Source organism: Pseudomonas sp. NFR02 (assembly GCF_900119375.1).
Classification (GTDB): Bacteria; Pseudomonadota; Gammaproteobacteria; order Pseudomonadales; family Pseudomonadaceae; genus Aquipseudomonas; species Aquipseudomonas paracarnis.
Genome location: NZ_FPJJ01000007.1, coordinates 313,561 through 326,665, shown reverse-complemented (window position 1 = coordinate 326,665; position 13,105 = coordinate 313,561). Strand labels below are relative to the sequence as shown.

12 protein-coding genes are annotated in these 13,105 nt (G+C 59.8%); 4 read left to right on the top strand and 8 right to left on the bottom strand.

The window, feature by feature from the left end; translation table 11 throughout:
• Window positions 1-5: 5 nt before the first annotated feature.
• From pqqC to pqqE, 3 genes are read left to right on the top strand one after another with little or no spacing between them, the layout of a single operon-like run.
• Window positions 6-758 carry a pyrroloquinoline-quinone synthase PqqC gene (gene pqqC, locus BT199_RS21420; RefSeq protein WP_003194770.1) on the top strand — a complete coding sequence of 251 codons (753 nt, stop codon included), beginning with the start codon at window positions 6-8 and terminating at the stop codon, window positions 756-758.
• Window positions 755-1,030 (top strand): pyrroloquinoline quinone biosynthesis peptide chaperone PqqD, encoded by a 276-nt coding sequence (pqqD, locus tag BT199_RS21415; protein ID WP_003194772.1) that lies wholly within the window; start codon window positions 755-757, stop codon window positions 1,028-1,030. The genes pqqC and pqqD overlap by 4 nt, the downstream gene beginning before the upstream one ends.
• Window positions 1,023-2,153 carry a pyrroloquinoline quinone biosynthesis protein PqqE gene (pqqE, locus tag BT199_RS21410; protein WP_175556220.1) on the top strand — a complete coding sequence of 377 codons (1,131 nt, stop codon included), beginning with the start codon at window positions 1,023-1,025 and terminating at the stop codon, window positions 2,151-2,153. The genes pqqD and pqqE overlap by 8 nt, the downstream gene beginning before the upstream one ends.
• A 5-nt stretch (window positions 2,154-2,158) precedes the next feature.
• Here the strand turns inward: pqqE and BT199_RS21405 are convergent, their stop codons facing one another.
• The 4 genes from BT199_RS21405 to BT199_RS21390 form a co-directional block, all read right to left on the bottom strand.
• On the bottom strand, window positions 2,159-2,317 hold the full coding sequence (locus tag BT199_RS21405) for a YqaE/Pmp3 family membrane protein (protein ID WP_003194776.1): 159 nt from the start codon (window positions 2,315-2,317) through the stop codon (window positions 2,159-2,161).
• Window positions 2,318-2,410: 93 nt separating this feature from the next.
• Window positions 2,411-2,728, bottom strand: a complete 318-nt coding sequence (locus BT199_RS21400; RefSeq protein WP_014720197.1) for a helix-turn-helix domain-containing protein — start codon at window positions 2,726-2,728, stop codon at window positions 2,411-2,413.
• Window positions 2,712-3,077: a type II toxin-antitoxin system RelE/ParE family toxin gene (locus BT199_RS21395; protein ID WP_014720198.1), complete on the bottom strand. Its 366-nt coding sequence runs from the start codon at window positions 3,075-3,077 to the stop codon at window positions 2,712-2,714. Before BT199_RS21395 ends, BT199_RS21400 begins: the two co-directional genes overlap by 17 nt.
• 225 nt (window positions 3,078-3,302) lie before the next feature.
• The gene (locus BT199_RS21390) at window positions 3,303-4,565 is read right to left on the bottom strand and encodes an aspartate aminotransferase family protein (RefSeq protein ID WP_072435428.1); all 1,263 of its coding nucleotides are present in this window, start codon (window positions 4,563-4,565) and stop codon (window positions 3,303-3,305) included.
• A 209-nt stretch (window positions 4,566-4,774) separates the two neighbouring features.
• Here BT199_RS21390 and BT199_RS21385 point away from each other — a divergent pair, with 209 nt between their 5' ends.
• Window positions 4,775-5,674, top strand: coding sequence for a LysR family transcriptional regulator (locus BT199_RS21385; RefSeq protein ID WP_019817406.1), 900 nt, complete (start codon window positions 4,775-4,777; stop codon window positions 5,672-5,674).
• A gap of 226 nt (window positions 5,675-5,900) precedes the next feature.
• On the opposite strand, the gene BT199_RS21380 is transcribed toward BT199_RS21385, so the two are convergent.
• The 4 genes from BT199_RS21380 to BT199_RS21365 all read right to left on the bottom strand — a co-directional run bounded on the left by BT199_RS21380 (window position 5,901) and on the right by BT199_RS21365 (window position 13,043).
• Complete coding sequence (locus BT199_RS21380; RefSeq protein ID WP_072435427.1) at window positions 5,901-7,679, bottom strand: acyl-CoA dehydrogenase C-terminal domain-containing protein; 1,779 nt, start codon at window positions 7,677-7,679, stop codon at window positions 5,901-5,903.
• A gap of 188 nt (window positions 7,680-7,867) precedes the next feature.
• Complete coding sequence (locus tag BT199_RS21375) at window positions 7,868-9,637, bottom strand: acyl-CoA dehydrogenase C-terminal domain-containing protein (protein WP_072435426.1); 1,770 nt, start codon at window positions 9,635-9,637, stop codon at window positions 7,868-7,870.
• Between the two features lie 90 nt (window positions 9,638-9,727).
• Complete coding sequence (locus BT199_RS21370) at window positions 9,728-11,017, bottom strand: GGDEF domain-containing protein (protein WP_014720203.1); 1,290 nt, start codon at window positions 11,015-11,017, stop codon at window positions 9,728-9,730.
• A gap of 220 nt (window positions 11,018-11,237) precedes the next feature.
• Window positions 11,238-13,043, bottom strand: coding sequence for a phenylacyl-CoA dehydrogenase (locus tag BT199_RS21365; RefSeq protein ID WP_014720204.1), 1,806 nt, complete (start codon window positions 13,041-13,043; stop codon window positions 11,238-11,240).
• Between the last annotated feature and the right edge of the window lie 62 nt (window positions 13,044-13,105).

Genomic DNA, 13,105 nt, shown 5'->3' with positions numbered 1-13,105 from the left:
TCGAAATGACCGACACACCGTTGAGCAAGGCTGAGTTCGAAGCCGCCCTGCGCGCCAAGGGCGCCTTCTACCATATCCATCACCCCTACCATGTGGCGATGTACGAAGGCCGCGCCAGCCGTGAGCAGATCCAGGGCTGGGTCGCCAATCGCTTCTACTATCAAGTGAATATCCCGCTGAAAGACGCGGCGATCCTGGCCAACTGCCCAGACCGTGAAATCCGTCGCGAATGGATCCAGCGCCTGCTCGACCACGACGGCGCGCCCGGTGAAGACGGCGGTATCGAAGCCTGGCTGCGCCTGGGCCAGGCTGTGGGCCTGGACCCCGACCAACTGCGCTCCCAAGAGTTGGTGCTGCCCGGCGTACGCTTCGCCGTGGACGCCTATGTCAACTTCGCCCGCCGCGCCAGCTGGCAGGAAGCCGCCAGCAGCTCGCTGACCGAGCTGTTCGCGCCGCAAATCCACCAGTCGCGCCTCGATAGTTGGCCGCAGCACTACCCGTGGATCGACCCGGCCGGTTACGAGTACTTCCGCACCCGCCTGGGCCAGGCCCGGCGCGATGTGGAACACGGCTTGGCGATCACCCTGCAGCACTACACCACCCGCGAGGGGCAGGAGCGCATGCTGGAAATTCTCCAGTTCAAACTGGACATCCTCTGGAGCATGCTGGACGCCATGAGCATGGCCTACGAACTCAAACGCCCGCCGTATCACAGCGTGACCGAACAGCGGGTATGGCATAAAGGGATTACCCTATGAGCTTTGATCGCAGCAAAAAACCGACCTGGCGCCAGGGCTATCGCTACCAGTACGAGCCTGCACAGAAAGGCCACGTGTTGCTCTACCCCGAAGGCATGATCAAGCTCAACGACAGCGCCGCATTGATCGGCGGCCTAATCGACGGCGAGCGCGACGTGGCGGCCATCATTGCCGAGCTGGACAAGCAGTTCCCCGGCGTACCGGAGCTGGGTGACGACATCGAGCAATTCATGGAGGTCGCCCGTGCTGAGCACTGGATCACCCTTGCCTGAAAAACCCGGCATCGGCCTACCGCTGTGGCTGCTGGCCGAGCTGACCTATCGCTGCCCGTTGCAGTGCCCGTATTGCTCCAACCCGCTGGATTTCGCCGAGCAGGGCAAGGAGTTGAGCACCGAACAATGGATCAAGGTATTTCGCGAAGCCCGTGAAATGGGTGCTGCGCAGCTGGGGTTTTCCGGCGGTGAGCCGCTGGTGCGCCAGGACTTGGCCGAACTGATCGGCGAGGCTCGCAAGCTGGGTTTCTACACCAACCTGATCACCTCTGGCATCGGCCTCACCGAACAAAAAATCAGCGACTTCAAGAAAGCCGGCCTGGACCATATCCAGATCAGCTTCCAGGCCAGTGACGAACAGGTGAACAACCTGCTGGCCGGCTCCAAAAAAGCCTTCGCGCAAAAACTGGAAATGGCCCGAGCCGTGAAAGCCCACGGCTACCCGATGGTGCTGAACTTCGTCACCCATCGGCACAATATCGACAAGATCGACCGCATCATCGAGCTGTGCATTGCGCTGGAAGCAGATTTCGTCGAGCTCGCCACTTGCCAGTTCTACGGCTGGGCACAGCTCAATCGCGTGGGTTTGCTGCCCACCCGCGAGCAACTGGTGCGCGCCGAACGCATCACCAATGAGTACCGCGCCAAACTGGAAGCCGAAGGCCACCCGTGCAAGCTGATCTTCGTGACACCGGATTATTACGAGGAGCGCCCCAAAGCGTGCATGAACGGCTGGGGCAGCATCTTCCTGACAGTCACACCCGACGGCACCGCCCTGCCTTGTCACGGCGCAAGGCAAATGCCCGTGCAGTTTCCCAATGTGCGCGACCACAGCATGCAGCACATCTGGTACGACTCGTTTGGCTTCAATCGCTTTCGTGGCTACGACTGGATGCCCGAGCCGTGCCGATCATGCGACGAAAAAGAAAAGGATTTCGGCGGCTGCCGTTGCCAGGCCTTCATGCTCACCGGTGACGCCAGCAACGCCGACCCGGTATGCAGCAAATCCGAGCAGCACGGCATCATCCTTCAGGCGCGGGAAGAAGCCGAACAAGCCACCCAGACCATCGAGCAACTGGCCTTTCGCAATGAGCGCAACTCAAGGCTCATTGCAAAAGGCTGAGCGCCTCAACGCTTGGCGATGATGTACACCGCGTGGATGATGCCCGGGAAGTAACCGCACAGGGTCAGCAGGATATTCAGCCAGAAGGCACCGCCGAAACCTACTTGTAGGAACACACCCAATGGCGGCAGCAGAATGGCGATGATGATACGAATGATGTCCATGGGTCAGCTCCAGAAAATCGGCTCGTGTGAGCCGTGTAGCTAATCGACCTTGGCGGTTCGTGAGGGTTCAGTGGATTCTGGCATTGGGCCATCTCAGGCCAGAATCTGCAGGCCATGCTTTTGCACGATGCTCAATAATTTGAGCGCCATGCCGCTAGGCCGTTTCTCTCCCGACTCCCATTTTTTGACGGTGGACGCGCTGGTGTTCAGGTAGCGGGCGAACACAGGTTGGCTGACATGGCTGCTTTCACGTAGTTGCTTGATCTGTTCGGCAGGTATTTGGTCTGGCATGGATAAGCACGCCTCATCATATTCTCGCAGAGTGGTTTTGCTGATGGCGCCGACAGCATGAAGTGCCTTGGCTGACTGGTGAATGGACTCAAACGCCTCGCTTTTATACTTCTTGGTCATGATGTATCTCCACAAACTCCTTGAGATCCAGCATTTGCTGAATCTGTGCTTCGTTTAACCTTTCATAAGTTTTGGCCAGTGATCGAAACCAAACAAGTTCGCTCTGCGTAATGTTGCCTTGATCCTTCTTCGCGAACAGCAACTGATAAACCCAATAGTGCCTACCCTTGGCCAATATGATTGAACGATGTCGATTTTGATTGAGGCGTTTTTTCCAGACACCACCGCCCAGATTATCTGCCTGCCCCCTCAGCATTTCGCCAAACGCCTCCCTCAACTCCGAATCGCAGATCCAGGCTTTGTTGGCCGCCTCGGCAAATCGCCGTGTTTTAAACAACCTGAGCTTCATGGAGGTCCCTTCCCAAAAACATACCACCCAGTGGTATAGATTAAAAGTCGAGCAGGCTGTGCCCCATCGGCGGTCCTTGCCGACGTCCGCTAAGAAACCACTGTTCCCAGGGAGGCTCAATCAACGTTTTCACACCAGAAATTACCCAGACAAAAAAACGCCCCCAGCCAAAAGAATCAGGCTGGAGGCGCCGCGTATGCCGCGAGACGGTTCAGGAAACTGGGGTCAAACGGCGATGCCCTTGCGGCATTGCACTTGAGCGGTGCGCACCCGAGAAAAGGCGCGGGCAAGCCGCAGCAGCATTTCGTCGATGTGGGTTTTGCTGATGTTCAGCGCAGGGGTAAAGCGCAGGCAGTCAGGTTGTGAGGCAGTGAGAATCAGGCCTTCGTGCAGCGCGGCCTTGACCACTGCTGCGGCGCAATCGTCCGACAGTGTCAGGCCCCAAAGCAGCCCGTTGCCGCGCAAGGGTCCATGGTCGTAACGGTAGGCCAGCCGGGCAAGGCGTTCTGCCAGGTACAAGCCAGATTCACGTAGGTGCTCGAGAAAGCCGTTCTCCAATAGAGCGTCGAGTACGGCGATACCCGCAGATGCCATCAGTGCATTGCCGTGATGTGTACCGTCCAGCTCGCCCGGTTCGAAGCAACAGGCATTACCACGCGCCACCAGCGCCGCCAAGGGCACACCGCCGCCCAGGCCTTTGCCCAGGGCAATGATGTCGGCGCGCACGCCGTATTGCTGTTCGGCGAGCAGGCTGCCGCAGCGGCCGATACCGGTTTGCACTTCGTCGAAGATCAGCAGGATCCCGAGCTCACGGCACAGGCGTTCGACGCCTTTGAGGTAATGTTCTGTCGCAGGGACGACACCGCCGCCGCTTTGTATCGGCTCCAGCATGATGGCGACGGTCTGCGCATCGACCGCTGCATGCAGGGCCGGCAGATCGTTAAACGGCACCTGGCTGAAACCTGGCAGCTGCGGTTCGAACCGGTTTTCGCAGGCCATGGCCGACGCCGACATCGCCCCAAGGCTCCGGCCGTGGCAGCCATTGCTTACCGTGAGGATGTGGTAAGCGCCGCCACGATGCAGCTGGCCCCACTTGCGTGCCAACTTGATGGCCGCTTCACAGGCTTCGGCACCCGTGTTGAGCAAGTAGGCCTGATCACTGCCGGTGTGGTGGCACAGACGGTCGACGAGGTCCAGTTGCGCGCGGTTGTGCAAACCCAGGCCAGGGTTGATCACGGTATGCATCTGTTCGGCAATGGCGTCGCGCACGGCCTGAGGACTGTGGCCCAGGCTGTTGGCGCCGCCGCCTTGACTGAAATCCAGATAGGCGCGGTCGTCAGCGTCCGAAAGCCAGGAGCCCTGCCCCTGCACAAACACCTGGGGCGGGCGCGCCACAGTGGGCATCAGGCACTGGCTGGAAACCTCTGCACGCGGGGCATGCACAAGCAGGTCATCCAGACTCGGCGCGAAGCGACGGAACAAGTTCACACTTCACCTCCGTTGGCAACCTGACCTTGGTCGATGCCGCCTGCCAATAAGGCCTTCAGATTTTTTGCGTTGCCTATGTAAACGCTATCAACAAAAACGCTGTTCATTGTCCGATCCGGCCCTGTAAGCCCTGCGAATAGGCGCTAGACTAGGCGCCTCGGGGGCCAGCGGCCATTTCGATTTTCCAGCTTTTTCGATAAGCAAACCTTATGGATTTCAAGCAACTGCGTTATTTCGTCGCGGTGTATGAGGAAGGCCATGTAGGCCGTGCCGCGGAGCGTCTGTCGATCTCCCAGCCAGCGTTGTCGCAACAAATTCGCCAACTGGAACAGAACCTTGATGTAAGTCTGTTCGAACGTAGCAGCAAGCGTCTGCTGCCAACGCTGGCGGCGCACACTTTATACAACCACGCGTTGCCGCTCATTGATGGGATGCAGCAAGCCGTGGAGGCACTGCGCAACTTCAAGGGCCAGGCCATGCGCACCCTGGCCATCGGCGTGCTGCAAACCGTGCACACCAGCCTGGTACCGCAGATGCTTGAGCGCGTGCGCAAGGCCCAGCCCCATCTGGTGGTGCAGATCTACGAGCTGACCGGGCTTGAGATTGAGCGGCGGTTGCTCAATGGCTCACTCGATATCGGCATCAGCTATCTGCCACCCCGTCAGCCGGGCCTGCACGGCGTGTTGCTGTATGAAGACGAGCTGAAGGTGGTGATACCCGAAGATCATCCGTTGCGCGAGTTCAAGAAAGTCTCGCTCAAACAAGCCGCCGAATTACCGATGTTGCTGCTGGGGGAAGAGTTTCAGGTTCGGCAGATCTGGCAAGGCCAACTGTCCAACCTCGGGCGGCGTCCGCAAGTGCAGGCGGAACTCAATACCATGGTGGGCATTCTCGACAGCCTGCCTCACACCCGTTTGGCGACCGTGCTGCCTGGGCGCTCCCAGGATGAACACAACAGCAAGGCGCTGCTGTGGAAACCCTTGAGCGAGCCCAGGGTACCGCTGAAAGTAGGATTGGTATGCCGCGATGTGCAACGCCAGCAGGCGACGGTGGCGTTGCTGCGCACCCTGCTGGAAGACGTGATGAATGCCCCATCGGCAACCGCCTGACTTTTTCGCGGGCAAAAGAAAACCCCGCCGAAGCGGGGCTTTGCAGACTGTTTCCCTGACATCCATTTCACTCCGCCGTCCTGGCAGAATCCTACGTGTCCGTGTTGTTGCTTTGCGCTTCCTGCGCGACGTCCATGTGAAGTAGATTAGCCGTGGATCCAATGTGGCGATAGAGGACGATTAGCAGCACGTCATGTAAGAGAATGCTTACACGCCCTCCTCGCCCTTAAAACAGGGCTTCATCCATCAGGAACAGTGATTCGCTGCCGGCTTTTACCGATGCACTCAACGAGTGGATACGCGGCAACAGTCGGGCAAAGTAGAAACGCGCAGTTCCCAGTTTGCTGGCGTAGAAATCCTCTTCGCCTTCTTTGCCCCACGCCGCCTTGGCCATGCGCGCCCACATATAGGCATAGGCCATGTAGCCGAACGCATGCAGGTATTCCACCGAGGCCGCACCGATTTCATTGGCATTGCTCTTGGCGCGGTCCAGCACCCAGGCCGTCAACTCATCCAGGTTATCCACTGCCGCACTTAGCGGTTTGGTGAATTCGGCCAACTCAGGGCCCGATGCGGCGATGAACTGGCGGATCTCATCAGCGAACAAGGTATAGAACGCACCGCCGCTGCCAACGATCTTGCGGCCCATCAGATCCAGGGCCTGAATGCCGTTGGTGCCTTCGTAGATCTGAGTGATGCGCACGTCACGCACCAATTGCTCCTGGCCCCACTCGCGGATGTAACCGTGGCCACCAAACACCTGCTGGCCAAGTACGGTGGTTTCCAGGCCCAGGTCGGTGAGGAACGCCTTGGCAACTGGGGTCAGCAACGCTACCAGGTTATCGGCACGCTCGCGCGCCTGCGCGTCGTCGCTGAACTTGGCGATGTCCAACTGCGTCGCCACGTAGGTGGAGAACGCCCGGCCGCCTTCGTTCGCCGCCTTCATGGTCAGCAACATGCGACGGACATCCGGATGCACGATGATCGGGTCTGCCGGCTTGTCCTTGGCCTGCGCGCCTAGCGGGGAACGGCTCTGCAGACGGTCGCGGGCATATTCAATCGCGTTCTGATAGGACCGCTCACCCGACGCCAAGCCCTGAATGCCAACACCCAGGCGCTCATAGTTCATCATGGTGAACATCGCCGCCAAGCCACGGTTGGGCTCACCGACCAGGTAACCCACGGCTTCGTCGAAGTTCATCACACAGGTAGCGGAGGCCTGGATGCCCATCTTGTGTTCAATGGAGCCGCAATTTACCGGGTTACGCGCGCCCAGGCTGCCATCGGCATTTACCAGGAACTTCGGCACCAGAAACAGCGAGATGCCCTTGGGCCCGGCCGGTGCGTCCGGCAGTTTGGCCAGCACCAGGTGGATGATGTTTTCGGTGAGGTCGTGCTCGCCACCGGTAATGAAGATCTTGGTGCCGCTGACCTTGTAGGAGCCGTCCGCCTGAGGCTCGGCCTTGGTGCGGATCATCCCCAGGTCGGTACCGGCATGGGCTTCCGTCAGGCACATGGAACCGGCCCACTCACCGGAATACATCTTCGGCAGGTAGGTGGCCTTGAGTTCTTCACTGGCGTGGGTGTTGATCGATACACAGGCGCCGGAGGTCAACATCGGGTACAGGCCGAAAGCCAGGCTCGACGAGTTGATCATCTCTTCAACCTGCGCCGACACGGCCTTGGGCATGCCCATACCGCCGTAGGTCGGGTCGCCGCCCACACCGACCCAGCCGCCTTCGGCGTAGGTGCTGTAGGCCTGGGGGAAACCGTCGGGAGTCGTCACGGCGCCGTCCGCCCAGTGGCAGCCTTGCTCATCGCCGCCGCGGCTGAGCGGGGCAATGGATTTGGCGGTGACCTTGCCCGCCTCTTCCAAAATCGCCTCGACGATTTCGGCGTCAACGCTGTCTGCCAATGCCGGTAACTGGGCCCAAGTATCAGCGACCTCAAACACTTCGTTGAGGACGAAGCGCATATCACGCAACGGCGCTTTGTAATCAGCCATGGCAAACCTCGTGAGAACGTGAAAAGTAATTCGATAGGATCGGTTTTACAGACCCCGAGTGTACCCGAACAACTTTTCAGACACATAGGGTCCATTCGTGACCATTAAGTATTTATAAGTCACATACAAACCATTGTGGGAACGGGCTTGCTCGCTCCCACATTTTGACCCCGAGCAATCAGTGACCTCTAAAGTGCAAAGGCCTGCGCCGGTAAGCTCATCAGGCATTCGCTCCCCGCCTCCACCGCAGCACGGTGCATGGACGTACGCGGCAACAAGCGCTTGAAATAAAAGTCGCAGGTCGCAAGCTTCGCCTGGGCAAACCCTTCGTCATCCTGCGCGTGCGCCGCGATCGCCATGCGCAGCCACAGGTAGGCAAGGATGATGTAACCGCTGTACATCAGGTAATCCATCGCCGCCGCGCCCACTTCGTCAGGGTTTTTCATCGCAGCCGTGCCGACCTTCAGGGTCAGTTCGCCCCATTGCTGGTTCAGTTCATTGAGTTGCGCCACATGGGCCTTGAGTTGCGCATGCTCGGCATTGACCGCGCAGAACTTATGCACAATCTTGGTAAACCCACGCAGCAACTTGCCCTGGCTGCCCAGGACCTTGCGCCCAAGCAGGTCGAGGGCCTGGATGCCGTTGGTGCCTTCATAGATCGGCGCAATCCGTGCGTCACGGGCCAGTTGCTCCATGCCCCACTCTCGAATATAGCCATGGCCACCGAATACCTGCATGCCGTGGTTGGTCACCTCCAGGCCGGTTTCGGTCATGAAGGCTTTACAGATCGGCGTGAGGAAGGCTAACAGGTCCTCGGCTTCCTGGCGTTGGCCAGCGTCGCGGCCCAGGTGCGCGGTATCGAGCAGTTGCGCGGTGAAATAGGTCAACGCGCGGTTGCCCTCGTTGAATGCTTTCATGGTCAGCAGCATGCGGCGTACATCGGCGTGCACGATGATCGGGTCGGCAGCTTTCTGCGGAGCCTTGGCGCCGGTGAGCGAACGCATTTGCAGGCGGTCGTTGGCATATTTGATCGCGCCCTGGAAGCTCGCCTCGCCGTTGCACAGGCCCTGCATGCCGGTGCCCAGGCGTGCGTGGTTCATCATGGTGAACATGCAGTTGAGGCCCTTGTTCGCCTCGCCAATCAAATAGCCTTTGGCGCCATCGAAATTCAACACGCAGGTGGCCGAGGCCTTGATGCCCATCTTGTGTTCGATGGAGCCGCAGTGCACCGCATTGCGCTCGCCGGAGTCGGCATGGAACTTGGGCACGATAAACAACGAAATGCCCTTGGTGCCCGCCGGCGCATCCGGCAGTTTGGCCAGCACCAGGTGGATGATATTGGCGCTCATGTCGTGCTCGCCGGCCGAGATGAAGATCTTGCTGCCGGTGACCGCGTAACTGCCGTCTGCCTGCGGTACGGCGCGGGTCTTGATCAAGCCCAGGTCGGTGCCGCAGTGGGCTTCGGTCAGGCACATGGTACCGGTCCATTCGCCGGCGGTGAGTTTGCTCAGGTAAGTGGCTTTCTGTTCGTCGGTGCCGTGGGCGTGGATGGCAGACATCGCACCGTGGGTCAGGCCAGGGTACATGCCCCAGGAGGTGTTGCTGGAACCGATCATCTCGCTCAGCACCAGGCCCAGGGAATGGGGCAGGCCCTGGCCACCGTAGGCTGGGTCTGCCGCCACGCCGTGCCAGCCGCCTTCCACATACTGGGCAAAGGCTTGCTTGAAGCCTTTGGGCGTGGTCACCACGCCATTATCGAAATGGCAGCCCTCTTCATCGCCGCTGCGATTGAGCGGCGCGAGTACGTTTTCGCAGAACCTGGCGCCTTCTTCGAGGATCGCACTGACCATGTCCGGGCTGGCATCCGTGGCGCCCAGGGCCGCGTAGTGGCCGTGGAAATCGAATACGTTGTCGATCAGAAAGCGCATGTCGCGCAGGGGAGCTTTGTACTCAGGCATGGCAATGTCTCCGGCAGCAGATAGGGTTAACCTACTGCCGGCCATGGCCGTGGACAATCACTGTAGCGCTGCTGAATACAGCGCCATTACTCAACCGGCAGCGCTCTCCATGCGCACCGCGCCACGGCGGGTTTGCCCGGCTGCGACCACACAGTTACGCCCCGCGCCCTTGGCGGTGTAAAGCGCCTGGTCGGCGGATTTGAGCACCTCGTCGGGGCTGCGTTGCTCGGCCTGGCGCTCGGCCACGCCGATGCTTACCGTCACCGACACACTGGACGCGCCGCTGCCCGCACGGCGCTGGCGGCCTTGATGATCGTCCTGGGGGCGGTCCGGGTTGCGCAACTTGATGTCGTAGCTGGCGATGATCTCGCGGATCTCCTCCAGGTGCGGCATGCACTCATCCAGAGTCTTGCCGGCAAACACCACGGCAAACTCTTCACCGCCGTAACGGTAGGCCCGCCCGCCTCCATTGACCTTGGACAACTTACTCGCCACCAGGCGCAGCACCTGGTCGCCCACGTCGTGGCCGTGGGTGTCATTGAAACGCTTGAAGTGATCGACGTCGCTCATCGCCAGCACATAGTTGCGACCTAGCCGCTGCATGCGCTCGTTGAGGGCACGGCGCCCCGGCAAGCCGGTGAGTTCATCACGGAACGCCATTTGATACGCCTCGTGCGCCACGCCCGCAGCGATCATCAGCATCACTTGGCTGCACATGATGTTGAGGGTGAACGGCAGGATGAAAGTTTGCGGCAACATCCAGAACATGCCCAGCAGCCCCACCAGTTGTGCGGCGTGCAGCGGGCGCGGCTGGTACCAGTATTGAGCGGCCAGGGTGAGAAAGCCGATCAGGAACATTGGGTACGAGAGTTGGATCAGGCTCATCCAGGCGCCATGCAGCATCGGCCAACGGATCTCCGCCAACCAGCCCAGCAAGGCCTGGGGAAAACTTTGCTCCAGGGCCAGCGCCACACTGCCCACCGCCAGCAGCACCGCACAGCGGGCGACGAAGTCGCGGAACAGATGGGTCTTTTCCTGCCACAGCGCATAAATGCTGAACAGCAAGGGCAATAGCAGGCAGCACAGGTGGAACACCACCGCAGCGTCTTCACGCACGCGGCCATTGTCGCGGTAGAAGTCGGTCTGGGTGTCCAGCAGGAAATAGGCGACGTACACCGTGACCATCAGGAACAGTTCACGTTGGCGTCGATACACCGCGCAGTAAGCGCCACCGAGCAGCAGAACCAGGGTGGGCAGTACGTTGAACAGCGAGGTGAAGAAGACGCTGAGGTCCTTGACGTACGCAGCCGAGAGCCCGGCCAGCAACAGCAGCAGCGACGGTAAGAAATGGCTGAAACGTACAGCGGACACGCGTGACAAGGGTAAAACTCCGACCCGCAAACAAATAATGGCACTGTGTTTCTAGGCGGTCAGTTAAGCACAACCGACCGGACATGTATCACATTGCCATCACTGTAACGGCAGCTCATCGCAATCCCTGAGTGCATTGCTGTGGTTTTTTAGACTCGCGCCTACACACGTACAAAAAAACCGCCGCGTCCCGAAGGAGGCGGCGGTTTTCAGAAGAACCCGGTAAGGCTTAGTAAGCCAGGCCGAAGTCTTCTTCTTTCATGTCCATCAGGTTGTTGGCGCCCGACAGCATGGTTGCCACGTGGGTGCGGGTACGCGGCAGGATGCGCTGGAAGTAGAAGCGCGCAGTCTGCAACTTGGCGGTGTAGAACGCCTCTTCGCTGGTGCCAGCGGCCAGTTTCTCGGCGGCCAGGCGTGCCATGTCGGCCCAGAAGTACGCCAGGCACGCGTAGCCGGAGTACATCAGGTAGTCCACCGAGGCAGCACCGACTTCTTCACGGTCTTTCATCGCGGCCATGCCGACCTTCATGGTCAACTCGCCCCACTCTTTATTCAGTGCCGCCAGCGGTGCAACGAATTCTTTAACCGCGTCGTTACCTTCGTTGGCCTGGCAGAACTTGTGCACGATCTTGGTGAAGCCCTTGAGCGCTTCGCCTTGGGTCATCAGCACTTTACGGCCGAGCAGGTCCAGCGCCTGGATGCCGGTGGTGCCTTCGTACAGCATAGAAATGCGGCTGTCGCGAACGTTCTGCTCCATGCCCCACTCAGCGATAAAGCCGTGGCCACCGTAGATCTGCACGCCGTGGTTGGCCGATTCAAAACCGACTTCGGTCATGAATGCCTTGGCGATCGGGGTCATGAAGGCCAGCAGGGCATCTGCCTGTTTCTTGGCTTCGTCGTCGGTACCGTACTTGACGATGTCCACTTGCTTGGCAGTGAAGTACACCATCGCACGGTTACCTTCGGCGAAGGCTTTCATGGTCAGCAGCATGCGGCGTACGTCAGGGTGCACGATGATCGGGTCAGCAGCTTTATCTGGCGCTTTCGGGCCGGTCAGGGAGCGCATTTGCAGGCGATCACGCGCATATTTCAAGCCGCCCTGGAAGCCGATCTCGGCGTGAGCCAGGCCTTGCAGCGCGGTGCCCAGCCGAGCGGTGTTCATAAAGGTGAACATGCAGTTCAGGCCTTTGTTCGCCGGGCCGATCAGGAAACCGGTGGCCGCGTCGAAGTTCATCACGCAGGTGGCGTTGCCGTGGATGCCCATCTTGTGTTCCAGGGAACCACAGGTGACCGCGTTGCGCTCGCCCACCGAGCCATCGGCGTTGGGCAGGAACTTGGGCACGATAAACAGCGAGATGCCTTTGGTGCCAGCCGGTGCATCCGGCAGGCGGGCCAGTACGATGTGGACGATGTTGTCGGCCATGTCGTGTTCACCGGCCGAGATGAAGATCTTGGTACCGGAGACTTTGTAGGAACCGTCAGCCTGAGGCTCGGCCTTGGTGCGCAGCATGCCCAGGTCGGTGCCGCAGTGTGGCTCGGTCAGGCACATGGTGCCGGTCCATTCGCCCGACACCAGCTTGGTCAGGTAAGCGTCTTGCTGCTCGGGAGTGCCGTGCTCGGAAATGGTATTCATCGCGCCATGGGACAGGCCAGGGTACATGCCCCACGACCAGTTGGCTTCGCCGACCATTTCACTCACAGCCAGGCCCAGGGATTCCGGCAGGCCTTGGCCACCGTGCTCCACGTCGTGGGCCAGGCTTGGCCAGCCGCCTTCGACGAATTGTTTGTAGGCCTCTTTGAAACCCGCAGGGGTCTTAACGCCTGACTCACTCCAGGTACACCCTTCGATGTCGCCCACGCGGTTCAACGGTGCCAGTACTTGCTCACAGAACTTGGCGCCTTCTTCGAGGATGGCGTCGACCATGTCCGGGGTAGCGTCCTGGCAAGCCGGCAGGCTCTGATAGTGCGCTTCATAACCGAGCAGTTCGTCACGAACGAAGCGAATATCACGCAAGGGGGCCTTGTAGTCAGGCATAGCGATAAACCTCTGCTGATGTAACTGGGATGAACAACCGCGTGGATTTGTTATGGCGGTCA